Raw genomic sequence first — 26547 nt, 5'->3', positions numbered from 1 at the left:
GGCTGCGGAGCTGGCCGGTTCCGGCGACGCCGCGGCGGTGGCGTCTCCGGGCCCTGTCCAGCGCGCCACCGCCGAGCCGACAGGAACGGTTTGCCCTTCCTGCACCAGGATCTCCACCAGCCTGCCGTCGCCGGGCGCCGGAATTTCATTGGCGACCTTATCTGTTTCCACAACGAACAGCGGTTCGCCCGCCTTGACCTCATCGCCAGCGGCGGCGATCCACTCGACCAGCATGCCCTCGGTCATGGTCAGACCCAGCTTTGGCATCAAAAGATCGGTCAGTGCGCTCATGGACTATTGCCCCGTGAAGCGCGCGCCGCGCTTTTCCAGGAATGCACCGATGCCTTCATGCGCGTCGCGGGTGTCCAGCACCAGTCCGATCATGGCTTGTTCATGCGCCAGCGCATTGGCCAGCGGCATGTCGGCGCCATCGCGCAGCGTGCGCTTGAGCAGCTTCATCACCAGCGGCGACTTGCCCGCTATCTGCCCGGCCAAGGCCATGACCTCGTTCATCAGCTGGTCGCGCGGAACGACTCGGTTCGCCAGGCCCATGCGCACCGCATCGCTGGCGCCGATGCGCCCGCCGGTGAACATGATTTCCTTAGCCAGGCACGGCGCAATCTGGCGGATGATACGTTGCGTGCCGCCAGCGCCGGGGAACAACCCCAGGTTGATTTCGGTCAAGGCGATCACGGCGGTATCGGCCAGGATCCGCAGGTCCAGGGCCAAAAGTAGTTCCGTGCCCCCCCCAAGCGCCCAGCCGTTGACCGCCGCGATCGTGGGTTTGTCGCTAGTTTCCATCCGGCGGAATACGCGGTGGATGTCTTCGGCAAACTCCTGGTAGTGAGCCAGCCCCTGGCGTGAATTCAGATCGCCCAGATCGCCGCCCGCCACGAACGATTTCTCGCCCGCGCCGGTGATCACGATCACGCGGCAATCGTTGTCGGCCTCCAGCGCAGCGAAGGCTTTTTCCAGTTCGACAAGCGTGGGCGTATCGAGCGCGTTATGCAATGCCGGACGATTGATGGTAATGACACCGACCTGATCTCGGATTTCAGTCAGTATGCTTTGCTCTTTCATGTTGTCTCCAGTGTTCAGGCGCAGAGCTTTGCGGCGGCCGCCACGACATCCGCTTCTTGAGGCTGGTATTGGGCTTCCAGCGAGGGCGCGAACGGCACCGGCACAAACGGGGCGGCCACGCGCACGATGGGTGCATCCAGCTCATCGAAGCCGATGTCCGCCATACGCGCGGCGATCTCCGCTCCGACACCGAACGCTTCCACCGCTTCGTGCACGATCAGCAGCCGATGCGTGCGTTTCAGCGACGCCAGCACGGCCTGCTCGTCCCAGGGCTGGATGGTGCGCAGATCAAGTACCTCGGCTTCGATCCCCTGTCCAGCCAGCGTCCGGGCCGCGAGTTCAGCCTTGTGCACGGCCGCACCATACGCCACGACCGTCAGGTCGCGGCCCGGGCGCACCAGGCGCGCCTGGCCCATCGGAATCGGCCCCGCGTCGTCCGGCACTTCACCCTTGGCGGCATACAGCGCCTTGTTTTCCACGAACACCACCGGATCGGGATCCCGGATCGCCGACTTCAGCAGCCCGTAGGCATCGGCCGGATTGCTGGGGCATACCACCTTCAAGCCCGGGATGTGCGCGAACCATGCCTCCAGGCACTGGGAATGCTGCGGGCCCGCACTGATGCCCCCCCCATGTGGAGTACGCACCACCATCGGCACGGAAGCCTGGCCGCCGAACATGAAGCGCGCCTTGGCCGCCTGGTTAACCAGTGCATCCATGGTCAGGGTCATGAAGTCCATGAACATGATTTCCAGCACCGGCTTGAGCCCCGACAGCGCCGCGCCCACGGCGGCATTGGCCATGGAGGCCTCTGATATGGGGGTATCGCGTATGCGATCAGAACCGAAACGGGCATGCAGGCCGCGCGTCACGCCAAAGGGGCCGCCGGCTTCGGCAATATCTTCGCCGAACACGAAGACAGTGGGATCTTCTTCCATGCATTCGGCCAAGGCTCGATTGATGGCATGGGCAAAACGAAGCTCGGCCATCTCAGCAGCCCTCCGCATGGGTATAGACATCGTCGCGGGCGGCCTGCCATGCCGGCGCGCGGCCGTTGCGGGCACGTTCGACGGCCTGCTCGACCTGTGCCTGGACCGCCTCGAGCACCTGCTCGCGCCGGGCCTTCTTAATGCCGTTCTTGTCCAGCACGGCTTCGAAACGCGCCACGGGATCGTGCTCGCCCAGTCCGTCGATCTCGTCGCTGGGACGATATTTCTGGGGGTCGCCCTCGTAATGGCCCCGCCAGCGGTGAGTAATGCACTCCAGCACACGCGGCCCCTGCCCAGCACGGATGTCGTCGATGGCCGCGCGCGCGGCATCAACGACTTGCAGGACATCATTGCCGTCGACTTTGTGATGGGGAATGGAAAAAGCCGCGGACAGTTTGTCCAGCGGGGCGACAAACTGCTTATGCGTGGGAGAAAACTCGGCCCAGCCATTGTTCTCGCACAGGAACAGCAGCGGCAACTGCCAAAGCGATGCCAGGTTCAGACTTTCGTGCAGCACGCCTTCCGCCATGGCACCGTCGCCGAAGAATGCCACGGCGAGGGCATTGGTTCTCCTGACCTGGTGCGCCAGCGCGCTACCCAGGGCAATGGGAATGCTTGCCCCCACGATGGCATTGGCACCCAGCATGCCGATCGACATGTTCGCCACGTGCATCGAACCGCCGCGCCCCTTGCAAATGCCTTCTTCACGCGCCATCAGTTCAAGGAAAAAGTCCTCGACATCGATGCCCTTGGCCAACGCGTGCCCGTGGCCGCGGTGGGTCGAGGCCACGGTGTCTTCACGCCGCAGCACCACGCCCATCGCTGCTGCCACGGCCTCCTGTCCCACGCTCAGGTGAATGAAGCCGGGCACCTCGCCGTCGGCGAACAGTCGTCCCAGCCGGAGTTCCACCAGCCGGATGCGCAGCATCCGCTGATACACGTCGAGCAAATACTCCTTATTGGCTGTCGCCATCTCCACCTCTATGTCACAGTTTTGCTAAATCCGCCAGGCAACCTGACTCATCTGACTTTTATTTTATTGGTTGGTTATTTTACTAACCGTACGGTTAACAAAATAATAAAGACGCGGCCGCGCCTCGTCAACCTCAATTTGGGATTCGCGCGCACCTTCCCCCCACCGCGCCGCGCGCTGGCGGAAGGCCGATACTCCGGCCCTACGGGATTCAGGAAATCAGGTTCGCCCGCCAGAAAGGGCGCGGGTGATCTCGGTTGCGCGATCGCGCAAGTCTTCGCCGAGCGTCTTGAGCGTATCGCCAGTGAACTGGGCACTGAAACCGACGGCGCTGATGGCCATCACTGGCTTGCCGAACGCGTCGAGCACGGCGGCCGAAGCGGTGCTGACGCCTTTGACATAGCGGCCAGGATCGGTCGCATAGCCTTGGTTCCTGGCTTCCTGCACTCCTGCCAGGTACTCGTCGAATGGCGGCTTGTCGTCCCAGCGCAAGGCATCGAAGCGCTGCCGGAGCTGGTCGGGCTGCAAGCCCGAATTGGCTGCCATGCAGCGCCCCAGCGCGGCAATATACATGGGCAATCGTTGTCCGACGCTCATGTGCACCCGGACGGAATTGTCGTTATCGGCGCGGTCGACCAGCACGACGCGCTCATTGGTGGTGCGTTGCCACAGCGTCGCTGTCACGCGATGGATGCGGGCAATATCTTCCAGATGCGGGTGGATCAACCTGACGTAAGAGCCTTGTTCCAGGACGCCCTTGGCCAGTTCCACAACGCCCAGCCCGATGGCGTAGGTCTTGGTGGTTTCGTCGAAAGTCACCAGCCCTTCGTATACCAGGGTCTTGAGAAAGTTGTAGCAAGTGCTGGAGTTGAGTTGCAGATCGCGCGCCACGCGAGTCACGCCCACGCCGCCCGGAGGGGGCAAGGCACTCAGGTAGCGCAGCACGCGCAATCCGCCGACCAAGGCGCCTACGAGTTTTTCCGGCGGCTCTGTAGCCATTCTGAAGGCAGAGAATTTCTCTCGATAGGGAAGAAGGAAAATTGTGGCACAGAGTGCGGACGGGCACAAATCCCGTACGCCATTCAAGAGCCGGGCTTGCCGCCCAGGCGGGCCAGATAGCTGCAGATGGCCTCTTGCACTCCGGCGCCATGGTAGTTCTCGTGCATGAGGGGTTCCAACGCCAGCACGCGCTGCAAGGCCGGCACGGGAGGTTCGAGCATCAGACGCGCCTGGCGGGCGATCGCCAGCGCATGACGCCGTCGGGCGTAATAGTCCAGGCGCTGCGCCGCCAGGCCGTCGAATCCTGCCACCGCCAGGACATCCGTCACCAACCCCAGATCGCGGGCCGACCCGGCATCCAATGACTGTCCGCTGAAACACAGCTGGCGAGCGCGGGCGCTGCTGATCTTGGTTTCCAGTACCGCCTGTACCATCACCGGATACATGCTGAAAGCCATCTCCGGACAAGACAGCGCCAAATCAGCCGCCGCAATCACGATGTCGGTCATGGTCAGCAGAATGACGCCCGCGCCCGCCGCCTTGCCGCGGGCAACGGCCAGGATCGGTACCGGGCAACACGCCATCGCGGCGGTCAGCTCCCGCAACGCCACGCCCTGCCGCTCCAGGAGCGCCGGCCCCCGGACGAACTCTTCAATATCGCCCCCCGCACAGAACAGCGTAGGCGATGCGCTGCGGAGCACGATCAATGCCACCCTGTCTGGCTGCGCGCTGGCGCAGGCCTGCCGGATGCTGTCCAACATGGCCGCGTTCAGGGCATTGGCCTTCGCAAGCCGGTTCAGAGTGATGAACCGCACCCCTTCGGCGTCGTGCACTAGCACGTAGTCCGCGGCATCCATCATGAGTACCGGCTAACCACGGCATCCAGCACCCACGCGGTATCGCCCTGGACGGCCAGCGGATTGATCTCGATTTCGGCGAGGTCTGGCCGCGCCAGGAATGTGTTGCAGAGGCTGGCAACCTGACGCGCCAGCGCCGCAATGTTCACCGCGCCGCGCCCCCTGAATCCACCCAACAAAGGCGCTGAGCGCAACGTCTCGATCATGGCCTGAATATGCGCCGCCTCCAGCGGCAGCATGCGGCTGACGACGTCCGCATCCAGTTCGACTTCGACGCCGCCGCGGGCGATGGTCAAGACAGGACCAAACCGGGAATCGCGCCGCAATCCCAGCAACAGTTCGTGGTCGAACGGCTGCATGGATTCCAGCAGCACCCCCAGCGCGCTTATCCCGCGTTCACGCGCGATACTGCGCAGGCGCTCGATGGCCGTTCGCAATTGTCCATCGTCGGCAATCCCAAGGATGACGCCGCCAATATCGCTTTTGTGCAATAACTCGCCGGCCTGCAGCTTGGCCACAACCGGGTACGCCAGGGGCGCGGGCAGGCTGGCGGGAGGGGTGCCCGTGACCAGCACCCCGGCGGGAATCCCGGCAACGCCGCTGTCGCGCAACAAGGCCTTGCTGTCCCATTCAGCAAGGGGTACCGGTTTGCCCTGGCGCAGCGCTGGAAGCCCAGCCTGCCGGCCGGCCGGCAAGCTGAGCGCAGCTGCGCGCAGGCCTGCAAGGCGCACTGCCGCCCCCAGGGCCATGACGGCAGGCGGAATGTCGCGGAATACCGGGATACGGGCCTGCTCTAGAACGGCGACCGATTCTTCCTTGGCGCCGATCCAGATCACGACGATCGGACGCCGGACCCGTTGCCGCGCCTGCGCAATGGCGTCGGTGAACGCGGTCGCGATACTGTGCATCAAGCCTACGAACAATACGATGGCGTCGTTGCCGGGATCGGACGCAACCGCTTCCAAGGCCCGCCCGATGCTGGCCGTATCCTGCACCACATTGCCCGTCAGGTCCAGAGGATTGGCCGCCTTGACGAACGAGGGAAGCACCGGAGCGAGAGCCTCGGCCGTTTGCGGCGCCAACGCCGGCAACTGCAATCCCACTCGTTCGGCTTCGTCGGCGATCAGCACTCCCGCGCCGCCCGACACAGACATCACGGCCAGCCGATTGCCCTGCGGCACACTGTCGAACAGGAACAACCGCGCGGCATCGATCATCTGGCCCAGCGAATCGACCCGCAGGACGCCATATTGACGCAAGCAGGCGTCGTACAGCGCATCGTCACCCGTCAAGGCCCCCGTGTGCGAAGCCGCCGCAGCAGCGCCGGCCTGCGAACGCCCCGCCTTGATGGCAATAACGGGTTTGCCCGCGGCGGCGGCCAACCGCAATGCAGCGCGAAACTCATCCGTGTCCCGGATGTCTTCGATATAGACGCCGATCACGCGCGTCGCTGCATCCTCGGCCAAATAGCCGATGGCGGCAGCGGCATCCAGATCGCATTCGTTGCCGGTAGTGATCCATTTGCTGAAACCCAGCCCCGAGCGCAGGCAGATATCCATCCAGTAGGCGCCCAGGGCACCGCTTTGGCTGACCAGCGAGAATCCGCCGCGCACGATAGGGGTTTCTTCCAGCGCGGTCGTGAATGATGCGATCAGCCCCGTGGTGCTGTTGGCCACCCCCAGGCAGTTCGGGCCCAGAATGGTCACCCCATGCGTCTGCGCCAACTCGCGGAGCCGGCCCTGCAGCAAGGCCCCCTCGTCGCCCGCTTCGGAAAACCCGGAAGAAAACACCACAAAGGCCCTGACGCCAGCCGCGATTCCTTCCTGGACAACATCGGCCACCAGCGCCGCCGGCGTGCCGACAATGGCCAGATCGATCGGCTCTTCGATGGCTCCCAGCGACGGGTAGCTTTTCAGGCCCTGCACCTGCCCGCGGGTGGGATTGACGGGAAACAACTTGCCCACAAAACCGCGCGACAACATATAGGCCAGGGGCCGGCCCGCGATCTTGCCTGGGTCGGCCGACGCGCCGACGATGGCCACGCTACGCGCTTCCAGTACCGCCGCCGCCCTCGCGGCGCCTGCCCGCGGTGACAATGCCACCCCCAAAGAATCCGTCATATTCGGGTCGCCCATTTCATCAGTTCGCTTCAATACCAGCCGTTTTGATCACGTCCGCCCAACGTTTGGTCTCGCCCCCCATGAAGGCGCTGAACGCTTCAGGTGTCGATGCCACGGGAATGACTCCCTGGCTCAACAAGCGCTTGCGCACCGCCGGATCATTGAATTCGTCCTGTACCGCGCGATGCAGTTCCGCGACGATGTCCTTTGGCACACCTGCGGGGCCGACCAACGCAAGCCAGGTGTTGCCGTTGAAGCCCGGCAGGCCGGATTCGTTCAAGGTCGGATAGTCCGGATAAGCGGGTGAACGCTCCAGGCCGGTCGCTGCAATCAACTTCAACTTGCCGGCCTTGACATACGGTTCCGCCGACAAGGCATCGACAAACATGCCGGATACCGCGCCGCCTATTACGTCGGTCAATGCCTGGGCGCTGCCGCGATAAGGAACATGCACAAGCTTGATGCCGGCTTCCTGTTGCAGCAATTCCCCCGACAAATGATTCGATTGCCCCACCCCGGCCGACCCGAAACTCAGGCTACCCGGGCGAGCCTTGGCCAAGGCGATGAACTCTTTCAAGTTGGACGCCGGTACAGACGGATTCACCACCAGGAAATTGGTGAGCTCGACCATTTGCGTAATGTCGGCAAAATCGCGAGCCGTATCGTAGGACAGCTTGGCGTACATGCTTGGATTGATGGCATGGCTGGTGGCGACTGCACCCAAGGTATAGCCATCGCCCGGCGCGCGTGCCACGGCGGCCGTGCCGATGGTGCCGCCGCCGCCGGGCATGTTCTTGACTACCGCCGGCTGGCCCAGGCGCTCGATGCCATGTGCCGCGGTACGCGCGATCGTATCCAGAATGCCTCCCGCTGAAGAAGCCACGATTACCTCGATGGGCTTGGCCGGATAGTGACTCTGGGCCGATGCCACCGCAGGCACCCCGGCCGCGGCCAGCGCCGCCAGCCATAGGCGTCCCCGCCGCATCCACTCGAATTTCATATTGCCTCCGTTATTCTATATAGAGAATATTTATCTTTATTGAGAATAAAGTCTAGGCGTGCGCTTGGCACTTGTCAAGAAAGCCGGAGGTACGCAACTGGATTGACGGTCTCTTTGCAGGTCGGTACCATATTCTTTATTGGAAATAAAATTCGCAATAACGAATATCAAGAATATTGGAGCGGATCAAGGACGAATTGGCTCGGCCAAAAGTCCAGACTGCAAAGGAGTTTGTTGGTGAGCTTGAATTTTGCTTTCTCGAGTGAGCACGAAGCCGTGCGGGACACCGTGCGGCGGCTTTGCCAGGAAGAACTCGCGCCGCTTGTCTTCGAGGCCGAGGAACACGAGGTGTTCCCTCGACAGGTTTTCCGCCGGTGGGGCGAATTGGGCCTGCTAGGGGTGCGCTACCCCGAAGCCGATGGGGGCAGCGGCCTGGACAAAGTCAGCGACTGCATCGTCCGCGAAGAACTCAGCTATCTGTCACAGGCCTTCGCGTCTACCTGGTCGGCACACACCCACCTGGGTATTTGGCCCGTCTGGCGGGCTGGCACAGACGCGCAAAAGACACGTTTTCTGGCGCCCGCGCTGGCCGGCCAAAAAGTGGCTGGATTCGGCCTGAGCGAGCCCGACGGCGGATCGAACGTACGCGCCATGAAAACCCGCGCCGAACGCGCGGAGGGCGGTTGGCGCCTGCATGGCAGCAAGTTGTACATCACCAATGCGCCCTTCGCCGATTTCCTGCTGGTGGCGGCGCGCACCCGACGCGAGCTCAAGCCCGAATCGATCAGCCTGTTCATTGTGGAACTGCCCAATCCGGGGTTCGATATTTCCAAGCTGAAGAAAGAAGGTATACGGGGTTCCGAAACCGCGCTGATCCACATCGACAACGCATTCGTACCGGACGACTGCCTACTTGGCGAAATCGAAGGCACCTACCCGGTGATTCTGGAATCGCTCAGCGAGAACCGGGTGGGCGTGGCCGCCAACGCACTGGGCATGGCGCGCGCGGCGTTCGACGCGGCCTTCAATTTTGCCAACGAGCGCCTTGTCGCCGGCAAGCGTGTCGGCGAGTACCAAGCCATTGCGCACAAGCTCGCGGATATGTCGGCGCAGATCGAAGCTGCCCGCTGGCTGGTCTACTACGGTGCCTGGCGCGTAGACCAGGGCACGCTCGATTCGGCCACCGCCGCGCGTGTCAAGTTGGTGGCCAGCGAAACCGCAGTGGCCGTCAGCGAGCAGGCTATCCGTATTCTGGGCGGCGCCGGCATCATGCGCGAATATCCGGCGGGCCGTATTCATCGCGATGCGCTGGTATACGTCATTGGTGAAGGCACCAGCGAAATCCAGAAGAACATCATTGCACGCAGCCTGGGGTTCAAACCATGACCGAATTCGTCCTGCGTGAACGCCACGGCGCGACGCTAGTCATTACCCTCAACCGGCCGCAGCGCCGCAATGCCTTCGATCTGGAGGTCCGCCACGGGCTGGCCGAAGCGATTCTAGACGCACGCGACGACGACACAGTCAAAGCCGTGGTCATCACAGGCGCCCAGGGTGTGTTCTGCGCGGGCGGCGACCTGAAAGCGCTGTCCGAAGGAAAGCGCCCCATTTATAAAGACCGTGACCGGATCCGCCGCCTGCACACCTGGTTCAGTGAACTGGTGAACCTCGAAAAACCCGTGATCGCGGCAGTGGACGGTCCGGCATTCGGAGCCGGGTTCAACCTTGCGCTGGCCTGCGACTTTATCTTGGGCACCCCGTCAGCGCGCTTTTGTGCCGTGTTCGGCCGCATCGGCCTGGTGCCGGACCTGGGCGGGTTCTTCCTGCTGCCGCGTATCGTCGGCCTGCAGCGTGCCAAAGAGCTCGTATTCACGGCACGCGAGGTCGACGCACAAGAGGCGCGGTCGTTGGGCATCGTGTACGACATCGTGGGCTCGGACATCCTGATGGACGAAGCGCTGGCAATGGCCGCGCGCTTTCATGGCGCGTCGACCGAGGCCCTGGGCATGTCCAAGAACATCCTCAACCGCTCGTTCAACCTGGACCAGAGCACCTTGGCCGAGCTCGAATCGCATGCCCAGGCATTGGCCATCCATACCGGCTATCACGATGCGGCGGTGGCGCGCTTCCTGGACAAGCAGCCGCTCGCTTTCACCTGGCCCGCGCCGCCTTCAGATGGAAAAGGCGGTGAAGCATGACCATGAAGACCTATATCACCGGTGCCTACGACACACTGGTAGGTGAACTACCGCAGTCCAGTTGCATGAGCCTGCACGCCGAAGCCGCCTTCGGCGCGATCCACGACGCGGGACTGGAACCCGGCGACATCGATGGTGTTCTGTGCGCCTATTCGTTCACCGAGCCCCACTTGATGCTGGCATCCGTTTTTTGCGAATACACCGGCATCCACCCCAATTTCTGCGCGGCCATCCAGGCGGGCGGCGCCAGCGCCTGCATCATGGTCATGCAGGCAGCCGCGCTGGTGGCGAGCGGCCAGTGCAACCATGTGCTGGTCGTGGCGGGCGACAACCGCCTGACCGGTTTGTCGCGCGACGGTGCGGTGGCTGCGTTGTCCGAAGTCGGGCACCCGCAATTCGAGCGGCCATTCGGTATCAGCGTTCCCGCCTCGTATGCGCTGGTAGCCCAGCGCTATATGCACGACTTCCAGGTCACACCGGAACACCTGGCGGCGATCGCCGTGGAGCACCGACGCCATGCCGGCCGCCACCCGAAAGCGCATAAGCGCGACCCCATATCGATCGACGATGTGCTGGGCTCCAGAGAAATCTGCTCACCATTGCGCCTGCTGGACTGCTGCCTAATCTCCGATGGAGGCGCCGCGCTGGTGATCAGCCGGTATCCAGCCCAGCCCGGCCCGCAACCAGCAATTGAAATCCTGGGTGCAGGCCAAGGCCATACCCACGAACATATCGTGGCCGCGCCCAGCCTGAGCGACTTCGGCTGCAAGTCATCTTCGCAGCGTGCGTTTGAGCAGGCAGGGATCAAGCCCGCCGACATTGACGTGGCGCAGATCTATGACTCGTTCACGATCACCTTGCTGGTCGAGCTGGAGTCAATCGGCTTTTTCCCGCGCGGAGAAGCCGGACCTGCCGCCCTGCGTGGTGAACTAGGGCTGGGTGGCTCGCTACCCTGCAACACCCATGGCGGCTTGCTCTCGTACGGGCATTCGGGCGCTGCAGGAGGCATGTTCCACGCGGTCGAAGCCGTGCATCAACTGCGCGGCCACGCCCGGGACCGGCAGGTCGATGGAGCCCGCCTGGCTTTTGTCCACGGCGACGGTGGCATTCTTTCCGCACACTGCTCGCTGATCCTTGGGGCAACTTAAGATGGAAAAACCGAAAATCCACCCTACTGCCGACAACTTGCCGTTCTGGGAAGGCTGCAACGCCCAGGAACTGCGCTACCAGGCATGCACCGATTGCGGAACCGTGCAGTTGATCCCCCGCGGCGTCTGCACGCATTGCCACGGCCACGACCTGGCGTGGCGCCAATCTACCTGCTTGGGGGTGGTACTAAGCCACACCACCGTCTACCGCGCACCGACTCCAGCTTTCAAGACCGAAACCCCCTATGTCATCGCGCTGATAGACATGGACGAGGGATTCCGGCTGATGGTCAATGTGCATGGCGGCGGAAGCGCGTCCGTTGCCATTGGCGAGCGAGTACGTATCGCGTTCGAAACCCGCGGCACCTACAGCGTGCCAACTTTCCGTCTGGAGACCTTGTGACCAAGCCGTATACCTACGATGCTTTTGTTCCGGGCACCATCTTGGGTCATTGGGAAGAGCCCCTGGATGACAGGCTGGTCGCTACCTGGGGCCGCCTGTTTGGCAAGCATCCGCAAGACCATGATGCCCAATGGACGGGGTTGGCCGTCGCGCTGATGATGCGTGCCTACCTGAATGTGGTTAGCCCACGTCCGCCCGGCAACATCCACGCCCAGCAGGCGCTATCGATACGAAACCTGCCCCGCATGGGCGAAATCGTGCAATCGCGCGTGCAGTGCCTGGACAAGGAAATACGCCGTGAACGCCGCTACCTGCATCTCGAGGTCAGCGGCACGGGCGCGCAAGGCCGTTCGCTCTATACCGGACGAATGCAACTGATCTGGGCAGCCTGAGAAACATGACAGCCTCGCATCTTGTAGAGATATCGATGACGGTGGCGCAGGCGGACATCGACATCTATGCCGAACTGACCAACGATTTCAACCCACTGCATGTGGATCCCACATTCGCGGCATCCACGCCCATGAGAGGCACCATCGCGCATGGCACGCTGTCTATCAACCTAATCTGGCAGTCGCTGGCGCGCACATTTGGAGCCGGCGCATTAGGCCACATTGACCTGGATATCCGCTTTCTGAAGCCGTTGTACGCCAATCACACTATTACCGCAGGGGGCAGGCGCCTGTCAGACGAAACGCGGCGATTCGAAGTATGGGTCAACGACGCCGACGGCGCCGCCCTGATCGCCGGCCATGTCCGGCTTTCGGAATTGTCGGACATCGACCCGGACGCACTTGACTGAGGATTCTGTCATGCAGTTCACCCACGAACACCATGAACTGAAACGCACGACACAGCGCATCATCGCCGAACACCTCGATCCCTATCTCGACGAATGGGAAGCGTCGCAGATTTTTCCCGCCCACCAGGTCATGAAAGCGTTCGGCGCGGCGGGACTGCTGGGTATCGGCAAAGCCGCCGAGTACGGGGGCATGGAGTTGGATTTCAGCTACGAGATGATCTTTGCGGAAACGCTGGGGGAAGTCCGATCCAGCGGACTTACCTCCGCCATCGGCGTGCAAAGCACCATGTGCACGCCCGCGCTCGCGCGCCACGGCAGCCACACCCTAAAACGCGAGTATCTGGCGCCCACCATCGCGGGTGACCTGGTCGGATGCATCGGTGTAAGCGAGGCCTCGGCTGGCTCAGACGTCTCCCGCATCAAGACCTGGGCGCGACGCGACGGCGATGACTACATCATCAACGGATCAAAGATGTGGATCACCAACGGAGTACAGGGCGACTGGATCTGCCTGCTATGCAATACCTCGCAGGAAGGCGGACCACATCGGAACAAGTCCCTGATAGTTGTTCCATTGAAGTCACCTGGCGTCAGTGTTTCTCGCAAACTCGACAAGATGGTGCTGCGCGCGTCCGACACGGCCGAACTGTTCTTCGACGATGTACGCGTACCCGTGTCCAACCGCATCGGCGAGGAAAACAAGGGCTTCATCTACCAAATGGAACAGTTCCAGGAAGAACGCCTGTTCGTCGCCGCCCGCGGCATGCGCTCGATGGAATTGGCCATCGAAGCCACCATAGACTACACCCGCCAGCGGCATGCCTTTGGCGGCACGATCCTGTCGAACCAGGTGGTCTACCATAAGCTCGCGGAACTGCAGGCCGAAATCGAGGCGCTACGCGCGCTGCTGTACCGCGCCACCGAACAGTACATGAATGGGCACGACGTCATCCAGCTCGCGTCGATGGCCAAGTACCTAGCGGGCAAGCTATCCATGAAGATCCCCAACGAATGCCTGCAATATTGGGGCGGCCAGGGAGTCATGACAGAAAACTGGATCTCGCGTGCCTATCGGGACCTGCGGCAGACGGCCATTGGCGGTGGGGCGAACGAGATCATGTTGGAAGTCATAGCCAAGACAATGGACATCCATCCCGGCAGGCGCGCATAGAAAGTCGCTATCGCGCGCCCCGGAAACTCAGAAAAGGAGACAACAAGATGCTCACATGCCGGTTACGCATGCTATTCACCGCCCTGTTATTGTCCGCGGTACTGAACGGCCCAGCCAGCGCGGCCACCTACCCGGATCGACCGGTACGCCTGATTGCCCCCATCGCGGTGGGTGGACTGACGGATACCCTGGCCCGCCTGGTGGCGGCTGGATTGGCGGATAGCCTGGGACAACCCGTCGTCGTGGAAAACAAGCCCGGCGCAGGCGGCATCATCGGTATGGAAGCGGCGGCGAAGGCCGCGCCAGACGGGTACAGCCTGATTCTGGTGTACCAAGGGGTCGCCGCAGTAAATGCCAGCCTGTATCCGAAGCTTCCGTACGACACCTTGCGGGACTTCACACCGATTGCCGGGTTGGGAAGCTTCCCTCTCGTGCTGGTCACGCACCCCGGCTCGGGGATCCATTCTGTAAACAACCTTCTCCGCCAGGCCAGGAACGACCCCGACGCCCTCAGCTATGCCTCGGCCGGAAATGCGACGACCTCACACCTGACCATGGAACTGTTCAAGAACGATGCCGGGATTCAGGCGATGCATGTTCCATACAAAGGCGAAGGACCCGCAAACACGGATGTGGCGGGCGGCCAAGTGGATATTGCATTCTCGTCGCTGGCTTCCGTGGCCCCACTGATAAAGTCCGGCCGGCTGGTCGCCTTGGGCATCGCCACCCGAGAGCGTTCGCCCATGCTGCCAGGGGTGCCGACGATCTCCGAAGCCGGTCTGTCCGGCTTCGAAGCAGCGGGGTGGTATGCGCTGCTGGCGCCCGCAGGAACGCCGTCCGAAGTCGTTCAGACCCTGTCCAGAGCGGTCGCAGGTGTGCTTGGCCGTCCAGAGACTAGCGCCAAGCTCGAAGCATTGGGGGTTACCGCGAAAGCGACACCACCGGCGGAGCTCGATCGGCAAATCCGTTCGGAAACCGAGAAATGGAAAGCTGTCATCCAGCAGTCGCACATCACTTTGAACTGAGGCACTTATGTTGAGCAATGCACTCACAGGTATCACCGTGCTGGATTTCAGCCAGGGCATCGCCGGCCCCCACGGCGCCTGCCTGCTGGGAGAAATGGGCGCGGAGGTCATCAAGATCGAACCCCCGGGGGGCGATTGGCTGCGCGGGCTGGGCCACCGAAATGACGATACCAGCATCCTGTTCGGCTATTTCAACCGGGGCAAGTGCGGCATCACCCTGGATCTGAAGGATCCGGCCGGCAAGAAGAATGCACTCGACCTGATCAGCCATGCTGACGTCATGATAGAAAGCAGCCGACCCGGCGTCATGAGCAGGCTGGGGCTGGGCTATGAGGATGCACGCCGGATCAATCCGGGCTTGGTGTATCTCTCGGTGACGGGCTTCGGCCAGAAGGGGCCTTTATGCTCCGTGCCCGCAACGGATGCTGCGATGCAGGCGTATAGCGGATTCTCATTCGGTGCCGGCGATATGATCGACCCAGTGCGCGTACGGGTTTCGATCGTCGATATCGTTACTGGTATCTACGCCAGCCACGCCGTCTTGGCGGCACTGCTGGCGCGGCCCAACAACCAAGGAAACGGGCAATACATTGACCTGAGCCTCATGCACGGCATCAGTGCTCTGCAGGGGCCAAAGTATGCCGAACACGCCGCGACAAAAGGGGTGATCAGCCGCGAGCTGTTCGCGGCGATTGGCATCTACAAAACCCGCGACGGCCATATCGCCCTGAGCGCCATGCGGGACCGCCAAGTGACCGATTTCATTACCCTCATCGGCCGCTCCGACCTGCTTGACACCCCCGAATATGCCACGCGGCAAAGCCGTTACGCCAACCAGGACGGGCTGCGCGCGCTGATCCAGGCGGAACTGCTCAAACAGCCCTCCCGGCATTGGATCGACGCTGCGCGGCAGATCGACCTGATATGTCAGCCCGTTCAAACGTACGACGCGTTCCGACGGGATCCCCAGGTCCTTGCCTACGAAGTATTCCAGGAAATGGACCTGGGGTACGACTCCCTTCTGCCGGTGGTACGCATGCCGGGAATGACGCAAACTGAACGTGGCACACGCTCGCCCCCGCGCCTGAATGGCGATCAGGCGGCCGTCATGAAGCGCTTCGGCTTGTCGGGCGCGCCCTGACGAGCAGACTGGGGCCCTACGCCGGCCACGGCGGCTGCGCGAAGTGGTCGGCCAGGAAGTCGACCAGCGCGCGCACGCGCGACGGCACATGGCGACGCGTGGGATACACGCCATAAATTCCCAGTTCGGCGCTGTGATACTGCGGCAGCACCTCCACCAAGCTGCCATCGCGCAACTGGTCGCCGATCATGAAGGAGGGTTGCAGGATGATGCCCAGGTGCGCCAATGCCGCGGCAACGCAGGTGTCGCCGTTATTGGCGCGCATCATCGGCTGAACGCGCACCGCGACATCGCCGCCGTCGGGCCCCTGGAACACCCATTCATCGCGGCCGGCCCAGTAGCTGTAGGCAATGACGGTATGCAGCGATAGTTCCCGGGGATGGACCGGCGTGCCATGCCGCTGCAAGTACTGCCGCGTGGCGCACAACACCATGCGAGTAGTAGCGAAGCGGCGGCTGACCAGCGAGGAATCCGTCAGTTGCGCAATACGCACGGCGACATCGTAGCCTTCGTCCACCAGGTCGACCACGCGATCGGACAGGGTGATGTCCAGGGCCAGCCGCGGATGCTGCGCTTTGAACACGGGCCACAGCGGCGCCAGGTGCAGCACGCCGAAGGTCAGCGGCGCGTTGATGCGCAGCAGGCCGCCCACTTCGCCGCTATGCCGGTTGACCTCGGTTTCGGCGGCCTCGACTTCGGCCAGCAGCATTTTGCAGCGCTCATAGAACAACTGCCCTTCTTCGGTCAGCGACTGGCGGCGTGTCGTGCGTTGCAGCAGCCGCGCGCCCAGCCGGGATTCCAGCTCGGTAAGGTGGCGCGAGACCCCTGCCTTGGACATGCGCAGGGTTTCAGCGGCCTTGACGAAGCTGCCAGCCTCGACCACGGCAGTGAAGACCCGCATTTCCTCGAATCGGTCCATATTCACCACCAATATTGAAACAATTCATTCAAAAAAAGCGTATTTATCTCTATCCAGAGGGCAATTAAAGTTCTAGCAACACCGGCGACAAAACCGCCCTACCTGGAGATTTGATGCCATGTCCGTGCAACCCGTTATTTTCGTGTCTCATGGAGCCCCGACCTTCGCCCTGGAACCGGGGCGCGCCGGCGCCTTGCTGGCCGCGCTGGGACAACGCCTGCCGCGGCCGGACGCCGTATTGATCGTGTCGCCGCACTGGATGACTCGCGGCCTGCGGGTAACGGCGGCCGTTCGCCCGGAAACCATCCACGACTTCGGCGGTTTTCCGGCCCCGCTCTATGCCCTGCAATACCCCGCGCCCGGCGCCCCCGCCGTGGCGGCGCGCGTGGCCGCCCTGCTGGGCCAGGTTGGCCACGCGGCCGAACTGGACAACCAACGCGGCCTGGACCACGGCGCCTGGGTGCCGCTGATGCATATGTTCCCGGCCCACGATGTGCCGGTGGTGCAGCTGTCCCTGCCCGCCACCCTGGATCCGGCCCAGGCCTGGGAACTGGGACGCGTGCTGGCGCCCCTGTCGGCCGAAGGCGTGCTGATCGTGGGGTCCGGCAGCCTGACGCACAACCTGTATGAATTCCGCCAGCGCGATGGCGCCGACGAGCCCTATGTGCAGGCCTTCGCCGACTGGGCGCGCCAGGCGGTGCGCACGCATGACCGCGCCAGCCTGGTGGGCTATCTGGAAAATGCGCCGCAGGCGCGCCGCGCCCATCCCACGGCCGAACACTATTTGCCGCTGCTGATCGCCGCTGGCGCCGCCGCAGCGGATGCCGACGTGGAGGTTCTGGACGGCGGCATCTCTCATGGTGTGTTGTCGATGGATGCCTACGTGTTCAACGCGCCTGCGATGCATTGACACCGGCGGGTTGATCGGAAGCATTCTGCCGCAGCCACTGCAGCGACTTCTGGCCCGCCCTGCCGTCGTCCGGCAAACCCGCCTCGCGCTGCACGGCCTGCAATGCCTTGCGGGTACGAGAGCCTATCAGGCCGTCGGGCTCGCCTATGTCGTATCCCCGGGCAATTAACAGCGACTGCAGTTCACGCCGCTCGGCGCGGGACAGGCCGGGGTCGTCGGTGGGCCAGGCGCGCGCGAAGGGTCCCGCGCCGCGCAGGCGGTCGGACAAGTGCGCAATGGCCAAGGCGTAGCTTTCCGCGGCGTTGTAGGAATAAATAGCGTCGAAATTGCGCGTGACCAGGAAGGCCGGGCCTTGCGCGCCCGCTGGCAGCAGCAGGCCGGCCTGCATGTCACCCGCCGGCAGCGGCCGGCCATCGGCGCGCTTGATACCCCGGGCGGCCCACGCCGATATGGCTTGTTTGTTACGCCGTCCCGCGCCGCCGGTATCCATGCCCGCGGGCAGGGTTACCTCGAAACCCCAGGGCAGATCCGGCTTCCAGCCGGCCCGCTTCAGGAAATTGGCCGTCGATGCCAAGGCATCGGGCACACTGTCGACCAGGTCGCGGCGGCCATCGCCGTCGAAATCCACGGCCAGGCGCAAGTAGGTGGACGGCATGAATTGCGTCTGCCCGAAGGCGCCCGCCCACGAGCCGTTCAGGCGCTCGGGCCGCACATGCTCTTCCTGGATGATCTTCAGCGTGGAAAAGAACTCGCCGCGGAAATAGCTTTGCCGGCGGCCGAAACACGACAGCGTCGACAGCGAAGTCAGCAACGGGCGCCCGCCCAGCTGCTTGCCGAAATTGCTTTCCACGCCCCATACCGCCACCACGGTGGCCGGATCCACGCCGAACTGGGCCTGCGCGCGCTCCAGTTCACCACGCCATTGCTGCAATGCCTGCCGGCCATCAGCGATGCGCTCGTCATCGACCAATGCCGCCACGTAGTCCCATATGGGGGTCTTGAATTCCGGTTGTGCATCCAGGGACGCGATGACGCTCATGTCGGGCGACAGGCCCTGGGTATGCGTGTCGTAGGTGCTGGCGGACACGCCCTGCTTGGCGGCCTGCCCTCGCAATTGCGACAGGCAGGCGGCGTACGCGGCGGCATCGGCATCGGAAACAGGCGCGGCATCGGCCGCGGTGGCGGCGCGCGCGGCGCCGGCCAGCAGGGCCAGGCTGATCAGGGAGGCATAGTGTCGGGAAGTCATGGCGCTGATTCTAAAGGCAGGCAAGGCCCCGTGCGCCCCGCCCGCCGCCGCCGTGGTATCGCGCTGTAACCGCGCGGCAGCGCGCGGTCAGGGATTCTGCAACGCCTGCAGCTCGGCTTCGTCGAAGCCCGCCTGGCGCCGCGCCGCCAGATTGAACGGCCCGCGCAGCCTGGGCGCGCCATATTGCCGGGCCAGTTCGGCATAGCAGTCCAGCGGATCCAGGCCGCGCTGGGCGCACAGGTGCCGGAACCAGTGATTGCCGATCGCCACGTGGCCGATCTCGTCGCGCAGGATGATGTCCAGAATGGCGGCGCCAGCGTGGTCCCCGGCGCCGGCCAGTTTGTCGCGGATCAGGGGCGAAGCGTCCAGGCCGCGCGCCTCGAGCGTACGCGGCACCAGGGCCAGGCGCGCCAGCAGGTCGCCGCGGGTTTTTTCGGCCATTTCCCACAGGCCGTTGTGCGCCGGGAAATCGCCATAGGCATAGCCCAGCGACCCCAGGTGGGTGTTCAGCAACTCGAAGTGATAGGCCTCTTCGCGAGCCACCCGCAGCCAGTCCAGGTAGTAGGCGGCAGGCATGCCTGCATAGCGCCAGACGGCGTCCAGGGCCAGATTGACGGCATTGAATTCGATATGCGCCAGCGCGTGCAGCAAGGCGGCGCGGCCTTCCACGGACTGCATCGAGCGCTGCCTGACCTGCGCGGGCGGCACCAGTTCGGGCAGGTCGGGACGCCCGGGCAAACCGGCGGGTGCCGCGACTGTGGCGCCGGGGCGCAGCGGCGCCGTGTCATCGATGGCGCGCACCGCGGCCAGTTTGTCCGGCCAGGCACGCGCGGCCAGCGCATCCAGCGCCAACTGGCGCAGGCAGGAAGGAAAATCGGATAAGACGGTAGCGGCCATGCCCCAGACCCAGGCAACAAGACAGGTGAAACGGGAACCAGACAGCATCCCGTGCAGGCAGACTTTATCATTGCACCATGACCTCCCCCGCCCGTCTCGGTATTGAAACCTCGCTGTCCCAGCTGGACGCGCGCCAATGGAATGCCCTGGCAGGCGCGCAGCCTTTCGTAAGCCACGAATTCCTGTCTGCCCTGCACGACACCGGTTGCGCCGCGCCGGATACCGGCTGGGCCCCGTACTACCTGGTATTGCGGCGCGAAAGCCGGTTGGCGGGCGCGGTACCGCTATACCTGAAAGGGCACTCGCGCGGCGAGTATGTGTTCGATTACGCCTGGGCCGAGGCCTTCGAACGGCATGGCTTGCGCTACTACCCCAAGCTGCTGGCGGCCGTGCCGTTCACGCCCGTGACCGGCGCCCGCCTGTTGGCCGCCACGCCGGAAGACAAGCTGGAACTGGCGCGCGGCCTGATAGAAATGGCCCAAGGGTTGAAAGTATCGTCCTTGCACATCCTGTTTCCCGACGAAGCGGACCTGGCCATCCTGCGCCAGGCCGGTTATCTGGTGCGCGAGGGTGTGCAGTTCCATTGGCGCAATGCGGGCTACGCCGGCCTGGAGGCATTCCTGGCCGCGCTGAACCATGACAAGCGCAAGAAAATCCGCCAGGACCGCAAGAAGGTGTTGTCCGCCGGCGTGCAGTACCGCTGGTTGCGCGGCGCGGACATCGACGAGGAATCGCTGGCATTCTTCTATCGCTGCTATCGCCACACGTATTTCGCGCATGGCAACCCGCCCTATCTCAGCCTCGAATTCTTCCAGCGCCTGCGCCGGGCCCAGCCCGATGCCCTGGCGCTGATATTGGCGCTGCGCAACGGCACGCCGGTGGCGGCCGCCTTGAATGTGCAGGGCGGCGACACGCTGTACGGACGCTATTGGGGCACGCTGGAGTTCATACCCGGGTTGCACTTCGAAACCTGCTATCTGCAATCCATCGAATACTGCATCCATCACGGGCTGGCCAGTTTCGAGGGCGGCGCACAGGGTGAGCACAAGATGGCGCGCGGGCTGCTGCCCACCCCTACGTGGTCAGCCCACTGGATCGCCGATGCGCGCTTTGCCGCGGCGATCGACGATTTCCTGGAACGCGAGACCCAGGCCGTGGATGGCTATCTGGGCGAACTGGAGGCGCACACGCCCTTCCGGCGGGCCTAGGGCCTGGGCTGGCCTGTTTTGCGGGCCGGCCCGGGCGGGCTACAAGAAGTTGTCCAGCAGGCGGCGGCTGTGCCTGTCCAGCGCCGACAAGTCGCGCACCAGGTAATGAATACCGTGGCTGTCGGCGATGAGCAGCATCTGCCCCGCCAGGCGCCGGATGTCTTCTTCGCCCTTCAAGGTAAAAACCGTGGGGCCGCGGTCGGTGCGCACGTCCCAGCGCGATGGCGTGGCGAAAGCAGACACGGCATCGATGCGCAGGATTTCAGGCATGAACTCGCGGCCGGCCAATGCCTCGTCGACCTGCGCGCGGGTAGCGGCGGGCAAATCATCCAGCGTGTCCAGCCAGATCAGCTCGTGGCCGTCGGCGCTGACGATGGATACCCCGTGCGCGGGATCGCTGATGGGAAACGCCCGCACCGCCAGCACGCCTTCGTGCGCCTGGCCGTCGGCTGACACATACACCAGGCGGCCCTGGGCATTGCGGTGCAGGTTGAAATGGGAAGAAGTCATGGCATGGGCTCCGGGCCGTCAGTCCGGGGATTCATCGTCGTCATCGTCACGCAGCCCGGCGTCGCCACCGCGCGCCTGGGCCTGGTACAGGCGGTAGTAAGCACCCTGGCGGTTCATCAGTTCCTGGTGCCGCCCCTGCTCGATGACCCGGCCGTGGTCCAGCACCACCAGGCGGTCGGCGCGCTGCAAGGTGCTGAGCCGGTGCGCGATGGCGATGGTGGTGCGCCCCCGCACCAGGTTGTCGAGCGCTTTCTGGATTTCCTGCTCGGTGGTGGTGTCCACGGATGACGTGGCTTCGTCCAGGATCAGGATGCGCGGATCGATCAGCAGGGCCCGCGCAATGGAGATGCGTTGCCGTTCGCCGCCGGACAGGGCCTGGCCGCGCTCGCCCACCAGCGAATCGTAGCCATGCGGCAGGCGCAGGATGAATTCGTGCGCATGGGCGGCGCGCGCGGCGGCCACGATCTCGGCGCGCGTGGCGTCCGGCCGGCCATAGGCGATGTTCTCGGCAATGCTGCCGAAGAACAGGAAGGGCTCTTGCAATACCAGGCCGATATTGCGCCGGTAATCGGCGATGCGCAGCGTGCGGATGTCCACGCCATCGACCAGGATGGCGCCTTCGGACACATCGTAGAAGCGGCAGATCAGATTGATCAGCGTGCTTTTGCCGGAACCGCTATGGCCTACCAGCCCTATCATTTCCCCGGGCGCGATGCCCAGGTTCAGCCCGCGGATCACCGAACGATTGCCGTACCGGAACGCCACATTGCGCAGTTCGATGCGGCCCGCCACTTGGCCAAGCCGCGCCGGGGATTCAGCTTCGGGCACGCTGGACACGTGGTCCAGGATGTCGAAAATGCGCTTGGCGCCGGCCGCCGCCTTCTGCGTCACGGACACGATGCGGCTCATGGAATCCAGCCGGGTGTAGAAGCGGCCGATATAGGCCAGGAATGCCGCCAGCACCCCTACCGTGATCTGCTTGTTGGCCACCTGCCAGATACCGAACACCCACACCACCAACAGCCCGATCTCGGTCAGCAAGGTCACCGTGGGAGAAAACAGCGACCACAGGCTGTTGACCCGGTCGTTCACTTCCAGGTTGCGGTTGTTGGCATTGCGAAACCGCTGCACTTCGCGTTTTTCCTGGGCAAAGGCTTTCACGACGCGTATGCCGGGTATCGTATCGGCCAGCACGTTGGTGATTTCGGCCCAGATGCGGTCGACTTTTTCAAAGCCGTGGCGAAGGCGGTCGCGCACGGCGTGAATCATCCACACAATGAAAGGCAGCGGCGCCAGGGTAACCAGCGCCAACCAGGGATTAATGCTGATCAAGATGGCCGCGGTCATGGCGATCATGAGGACATCGGTGGCGAAATCCAGCAAGTGCAGCGACAGGAAGATGCAGATGCGGTCGGTTTCGCTGCCGATGCGCGACATCAGGTCGCCCGTGCGCTTGCCGCCGAAATACTGCAGCGACAGACGCTGCAGGTGCTCGTAGGTGGTGGTGCGCAGATCCGCGCCGATGCGTTCACTGACCCGGGCCAGGATGTACGTGCGCGCCCAGCCCAGCCCCCAGGCCAAGGCGGCCGACACCAGCAGCCCGCCCAGGTACCACTGCACCAGGCCGTAGTCGATGGGCGCGCCGTTCTGGAACGGAATCAACACGTTATCCATCAGCGGCATGGTCAGGTAAGGCGGCACCAGCGTCGCCGCCGTGGCCAGCAGCGTCAGCAGAAAGCCGGCCAGCAGCGGCCCCCCGTACGGGCGGGCAAAGCGCCACAGGCGCAGCAAGGCCCAGGTCGAGGGCGGCCGGGCCGACTCTTGCGTGCATGCCGGGCATTCGGCCTGGCCGGGCGGCAAGGGCAGCCCACAGGCCGGGCAGGCGGGAATATCGGACTGCTGCCCGGCCTGCAGCGCGTCGAATTGCGCCAACAGGCGCAGCGCCGCCGGGTTTCTGGCCAGGGTGAAGCGCCAGGCGGCCAGGCGGCCCGCTGCGTCGTGCAGTTCCAGCGCGACGGCGCCAGCGTGGTCGGACAGGGCCAGCCGCATGCCGGGGCCAAGGTCCCAATGTTGCCAGGCGCCATTTTCGGGCGACTGCGCCCAAAGGCGCTGAGCGGTCAGGGCCACCGCGCCTGGACGATACGCCAACTGCGCGTCCAGGTCGGTTTCCAGCCATGCCAGGACGGTCTCGCCGAGGCCAAGGCGGGCCTGCAGCGCGGCATGGCCGGCGGCCTGGGCCGGCCCGGAAACGCCGGAAAATAGCGGTTTTTTATGCATGGTTGGCTGTCCGGGCTGGCCGGGTTGTCGGCCTGGCCGAACGTGTCCCTTCCTTACAACAGCGCGAGTTTATCGGCGCAAAAAGGCGGCGTATAGTAGCAGCCGGTTTTTCGATTTTCCATTCTAGGAATCCACCGCCCCTAGCATCGGCCCCGCTTTCCGCCCGACATGCCCGCATCCCTGCAGGGTCTCTTGTCCGCCGACGCTTCCTCATTCCAACTACAACATGAAAGACAAAGACATTGAATTCCTCGATGTCGTGGCTTTGCGCGGCCCGAACATTTGGACCTACCGCCCGGTGCTGGAAGCCTGGGTGGATATTGGCGCCCTGGAAGACTGCCCGTCGAACACCATACCGGGGTTCTATGAACGGCTGTCCGGCTGGTTGCCCGGCCTGATCGAACACCGCTGCAGCCCAGGCGTGCGCGGCGGTTTCCTGCAGCGGCTGCGCGAAGGCACGTGGCCCGGACATATCCTGGAGCACGTCACCCTGGAACTGCAGACCCTGTCGGGGCTGCCGGGCGGATTCGGCAAGGCGCGCGAAACCTCGCGGCGCGGCGTCTACAAGGTGGTGGTGCGCGCCTGGCAGGAACAGGTCACCCGCGCCGCACTGGCCGAAGCGCGCGACCTGGTCATGGCCGCCATCGAAGACCGCCCCTTCGACGTACCCGCGACCGTCGCGCGACTGCGCGACCTGGCCGACCGGCACTGCCTGGGGCCCAGCACCGCTTGCATAGTAGACGCCGCGGATGACCGCGACATTCCGTGCATCCGCCTGTTCGAGGGCAACCTGGTGCAGTTCGGCTACGGGGCGCGCCAGCGCCGCATCTGGACCGCCGAAACCGACCGCACCAGCGCGATTGCCGAAGGCATTTCACGCGACAAGAACCTGACCAAGGCCTTGCTGTCCGAGTGCGGCGTCCCCGTGCCCGAGGGCCAGCAGGCGGACAGCCCCCAGGCGGCCTGGGAAGCCGCGCAGGACATCGGCCTGCCGGTCGTGGTGAAGCCACGCGACGGCAACCATGGACGCGGCGTATTCACGAACCTGTCCAACCAGGCCGACATCGAATCGGCCTACGCGGTGGCGGTGGATGAAGGCAGCGGCGTGCTGGTGGAACGCTTCGTGCCGGGCAACGAACACCGGCTGCTGGTGGTGGGTAACCGGCTGGTGGCGGCCGCCGCCGGCGAACCGGCCTGGATCATCGGCGACGGCCAGGCCAGCGTGTCGCAGCTGATCGAATCGCAGATCAATTCGGATCCGCGCCGCGGCCGCACCGAGAACCATCCCTTGAACGTGGTTCGCCTGGATTCCGCGGCGCGGCTGGAACTGTCGCGCCAATCGCTGTCGGCGGACAGCGTGCCCGCCGCGGGGCGGCGTGTGCTGATCCAGCGCAGCGGTAATGTGGCGTTCGACGTTACGGACCGGGTCCATCCCGATACGGCGGCCACCGTGGTGCTGGCTGCGCAGGTGGTGGGCCTGGACGTGGCGGGCGTGGACCTGGTGGCCGAAGACATCTCCCGGCCGCTCGCCGGGCAGCGCGGCGCCATTGTGGAAGTGAATGCCGGGCCTGGCCTGCTGATGCACCTGAAGCCCGCGTCGGGCACGCCGCGTCCGGTCGGGCGCGCCATTGTCGACCATTTGTTCCCGGCTGATGACGACGGCCGCATTCCGGTGGTGGGCATTACGGGCACCAATGGCAAGACCGTGGTGGCCCGGCTGGTGGCGCGCCTGCTGGAACTGGCGGGCCGGCATACCGGCCTGGCCTGCAGCGCGGGCCTGTACCTGGGCGCCCGCCAGGTGGAAGCGGGCAACCATGCCGACTGGACGGGCGGCCGGCGCCTGCTGATGAACCGCAGCGTCGAAGCCGCCGTCATCGAGAACGACAGCGCGGTGATCCTCGGCCAGGGGCTGGCCTACGACCGCTGCCAGGTGGGCGTGGTCACCAACATCGACCACGGCGATCATCTGGGCGACTTCGACATCCAGGACACCGACCGCCTGGTGGATGTCTTCCGCTCGCAAGTAGACGTGGTGCTGCCCGGCGGCATGGCCGTGCTGAACGCGCGCGACCCGCTGGTGGCCGGCATGGCGCCGCTGTGCGATGGCGAGGTGCTGTTTTTCGCCTGCGACCCCGCGCTGCCCGCCATCGCCGAACACTTGGCACAAGGCAGGCGCGCCGTGTTCGTGCGCGAAGGCGCCATCGTGCTGGCCAGCGGCCGCGACGAAACGCGCCTGGCGGCCATCGCCGACGTGCCGTTGACTCACGGCGGGCGCATCGGTTTCCAGGTCGAAAACGTGCTGGCCGCCGTGGCCACGGCCTGGGCCCTGGACATAGGCGTAGCCATTATCCGGGCCGGCATCGAAGCCTACGATATCGACCAGGCCGATGCGCCCGGCCAGTTCACCCTGTTCGAGCGCGCGGGCGCCACCGTGGTGAGCGTCAACCCGCTGCCCGAGGCCGGCCTGGAGCGGTTCAAGAACCCGCAGACCCCGCAGGGCATGCTCAAGGGCGCCGCCCTCACCGATCTGTTCCTGCAGATCCGCATCGGCGGCGACCAGGCCCTGTTCCGTCTCCACAACAAGCTGATCCTGGCTGAGCACGACAGCGCCCCCGGCTCGGGCGCGGTCGACGAGGAGTTCATCCGCGAACACACGCACGGGTACGAGGAGTTC

General features: G+C 64.3%; 25 protein-coding genes. 12 read left to right on the top strand and 13 right to left on the bottom strand.

Annotated features, from left to right (window positions below):
- From LPZ50_RS04640 to LPZ50_RS04605, 8 genes are all read right to left on the bottom strand, one after another.
- Positions 1-291, bottom strand: a 291-nt coding sequence (locus LPZ50_RS04640; RefSeq protein ID WP_230658172.1) for a lipoyl domain-containing protein, incomplete at its 3' end; no start/stop codon positions are given.
- Between the two features lie 3 nt (positions 292-294).
- A complete protein-coding gene (locus tag LPZ50_RS04635) occupies positions 295-1080 on the bottom strand; it encodes an enoyl-CoA hydratase/isomerase family protein (protein WP_230658170.1) in 786 nt (261 codons plus the stop codon).
- Between the two features lie 14 nt (positions 1081-1094).
- On the bottom strand, positions 1095-2069 hold the full coding sequence (locus tag LPZ50_RS04630; protein ID WP_230658169.1) for an alpha-ketoacid dehydrogenase subunit beta: 975 nt from the start codon (positions 2067-2069) through the stop codon (positions 1095-1097).
- A 1-nt stretch (position 2070) separates the two neighbouring features.
- Positions 2071-3042, bottom strand: coding sequence for a thiamine pyrophosphate-dependent dehydrogenase E1 component subunit alpha (locus LPZ50_RS04625; RefSeq protein WP_230658166.1), 972 nt, complete (start codon positions 3040-3042; stop codon positions 2071-2073).
- A 219-nt stretch (positions 3043-3261) separates the two neighbouring features.
- Positions 3262-4041: an IclR family transcriptional regulator gene (locus LPZ50_RS04620; RefSeq protein WP_230658163.1), complete on the bottom strand. Its 780-nt coding sequence runs from the start codon at positions 4039-4041 to the stop codon at positions 3262-3264.
- An 83-nt stretch (positions 4042-4124) separates the two neighbouring features.
- Complete coding sequence (locus tag LPZ50_RS04615; protein WP_230658160.1) at positions 4125-4901, bottom strand: enoyl-CoA hydratase/isomerase family protein; 777 nt, start codon at positions 4899-4901, stop codon at positions 4125-4127.
- Positions 4898-7018 (bottom strand): acetate--CoA ligase family protein, encoded by a 2121-nt coding sequence (locus tag LPZ50_RS04610; protein ID WP_230658157.1) that lies wholly within the window; start codon positions 7016-7018, stop codon positions 4898-4900. The genes LPZ50_RS04615 and LPZ50_RS04610 overlap by 4 nt, the downstream gene beginning before the upstream one ends.
- Before the next feature lie 19 nt (positions 7019-7037).
- The gene (locus LPZ50_RS04605; protein WP_230658154.1) at positions 7038-8018 is read right to left on the bottom strand and encodes a tripartite tricarboxylate transporter substrate binding protein; all 981 of its coding nucleotides are present in this window, start codon (positions 8016-8018) and stop codon (positions 7038-7040) included.
- A 237-nt stretch (positions 8019-8255) separates the two neighbouring features.
- On the opposite strand from LPZ50_RS04605, the gene LPZ50_RS04600 reads away from it, so the two are divergent.
- The 9 genes from LPZ50_RS04600 (at position 8256) to LPZ50_RS04560 (ending at position 15906) form a co-directional block, all read left to right on the top strand.
- On the top strand, positions 8256-9404 hold the full coding sequence (locus LPZ50_RS04600) for an acyl-CoA dehydrogenase family protein (protein ID WP_230658177.1): 1149 nt from the start codon (positions 8256-8258) through the stop codon (positions 9402-9404).
- Entirely contained in the window at positions 9401-10216 is an 816-nt protein-coding gene (locus LPZ50_RS04595; RefSeq protein WP_230658151.1) for an enoyl-CoA hydratase/isomerase family protein, read from the top strand. Before LPZ50_RS04600 ends, LPZ50_RS04595 begins: the two co-directional genes overlap by 4 nt.
- On the top strand, positions 10213-11364 hold the full coding sequence (locus LPZ50_RS04590) for a thiolase family protein (protein WP_230658148.1): 1152 nt from the start codon (positions 10213-10215) through the stop codon (positions 11362-11364). Before LPZ50_RS04595 ends, LPZ50_RS04590 begins: the two co-directional genes overlap by 4 nt.
- Before the next feature lies 1 nt (position 11365).
- A complete protein-coding gene (locus LPZ50_RS04585; RefSeq protein ID WP_230658146.1) occupies positions 11366-11767 on the top strand; it encodes a Zn-ribbon domain-containing OB-fold protein in 402 nt (133 codons plus the stop codon).
- Entirely contained in the window at positions 11764-12159 is a 396-nt protein-coding gene (locus LPZ50_RS04580; protein WP_230658143.1) for a hypothetical protein, read from the top strand. Before LPZ50_RS04585 ends, LPZ50_RS04580 begins: the two co-directional genes overlap by 4 nt.
- Positions 12160-12164: 5 nt before the next feature.
- A complete protein-coding gene (locus tag LPZ50_RS04575) occupies positions 12165-12569 on the top strand; it encodes a MaoC family dehydratase (RefSeq protein WP_230658140.1) in 405 nt (134 codons plus the stop codon).
- A 10-nt stretch (positions 12570-12579) separates the two neighbouring features.
- A complete protein-coding gene (locus LPZ50_RS04570) occupies positions 12580-13740 on the top strand; it encodes an acyl-CoA dehydrogenase family protein (protein ID WP_230658137.1) in 1161 nt (386 codons plus the stop codon).
- Between the two features lie 68 nt (positions 13741-13808).
- A complete protein-coding gene (locus LPZ50_RS04565; protein WP_230658134.1) occupies positions 13809-14765 on the top strand; it encodes a tripartite tricarboxylate transporter substrate binding protein in 957 nt (318 codons plus the stop codon).
- A gap of 7 nt (positions 14766-14772) precedes the next feature.
- Positions 14773-15906, top strand: coding sequence for a CaiB/BaiF CoA transferase family protein (locus LPZ50_RS04560; RefSeq protein WP_230658131.1), 1134 nt, complete (start codon positions 14773-14775; stop codon positions 15904-15906).
- A 16-nt stretch (positions 15907-15922) separates the two neighbouring features.
- Here LPZ50_RS04560 and LPZ50_RS04555 read toward each other — a convergent pair whose 3' ends face one another.
- On the bottom strand, positions 15923-16825 hold the full coding sequence (locus LPZ50_RS04555) for a LysR family transcriptional regulator (RefSeq protein ID WP_230658128.1): 903 nt from the start codon (positions 16823-16825) through the stop codon (positions 15923-15925).
- Positions 16826-16943: 118 nt separating this feature from the next.
- Between LPZ50_RS04555 and LPZ50_RS04550 the strand changes: the two genes are divergently transcribed.
- Positions 16944-17735 carry a dioxygenase gene (locus LPZ50_RS04550; RefSeq protein ID WP_230658125.1) on the top strand — a complete coding sequence of 264 codons (792 nt, stop codon included), beginning with the start codon at positions 16944-16946 and terminating at the stop codon, positions 17733-17735.
- Here LPZ50_RS04550 and LPZ50_RS04545 read toward each other — a convergent pair.
- Both LPZ50_RS04545 and LPZ50_RS04540 read right to left on the bottom strand, forming a co-directional pair.
- The gene (locus tag LPZ50_RS04545; protein ID WP_230658122.1) at positions 17713-18981 is read right to left on the bottom strand and encodes a lytic murein transglycosylase; all 1269 of its coding nucleotides are present in this window, start codon (positions 18979-18981) and stop codon (positions 17713-17715) included. The genes LPZ50_RS04550 and LPZ50_RS04545 overlap by 23 nt on opposite strands.
- 87 nt (positions 18982-19068) lie before the next feature.
- A complete protein-coding gene (locus LPZ50_RS04540; RefSeq protein ID WP_230658119.1) occupies positions 19069-19878 on the bottom strand; it encodes a ferritin-like domain-containing protein in 810 nt (269 codons plus the stop codon).
- 77 nt (positions 19879-19955) lie between these two features.
- Here LPZ50_RS04540 and LPZ50_RS04535 point away from each other — a divergent pair, with 77 nt between their 5' ends.
- Positions 19956-21086 (top strand): GNAT family N-acetyltransferase, encoded by a 1131-nt coding sequence (locus LPZ50_RS04535; RefSeq protein WP_230658115.1) that lies wholly within the window; start codon positions 19956-19958, stop codon positions 21084-21086.
- A 39-nt stretch (positions 21087-21125) separates the two neighbouring features.
- Here the strand turns inward: LPZ50_RS04535 and LPZ50_RS04530 are convergent, their stop codons facing one another.
- Together LPZ50_RS04530 and LPZ50_RS04525 are read right to left on the bottom strand one after the other, a co-directional pair.
- Positions 21126-21596 (bottom strand): DUF1854 domain-containing protein, encoded by a 471-nt coding sequence (locus LPZ50_RS04530; RefSeq protein ID WP_230658112.1) that lies wholly within the window; start codon positions 21594-21596, stop codon positions 21126-21128.
- A gap of 18 nt (positions 21597-21614) precedes the next feature.
- Positions 21615-23873, bottom strand: coding sequence for an ABC transporter ATP-binding protein (locus tag LPZ50_RS04525; protein WP_230658109.1), 2259 nt, complete (start codon positions 23871-23873; stop codon positions 21615-21617).
- A gap of 226 nt (positions 23874-24099) precedes the next feature.
- Here LPZ50_RS04525 and cphA point away from each other — a divergent pair.
- The coding region (cphA, locus tag LPZ50_RS04520) for a cyanophycin synthetase (RefSeq protein ID WP_230658106.1) at positions 24100-26547 on the top strand (2448 nt) is incomplete at its 3' end.

The sequence above is a fragment of the Bordetella petrii genome, from assembly GCF_020991325.1.
In the GTDB taxonomy this organism is placed as follows: Bacteria; Pseudomonadota; Gammaproteobacteria; order Burkholderiales; family Burkholderiaceae_B; genus Bordetella_A; species Bordetella_A petrii_E.
The sequence above is the reverse complement of the archived record's forward strand: the minus strand, read 5'-3'. Positions and strand labels throughout refer to the sequence as shown.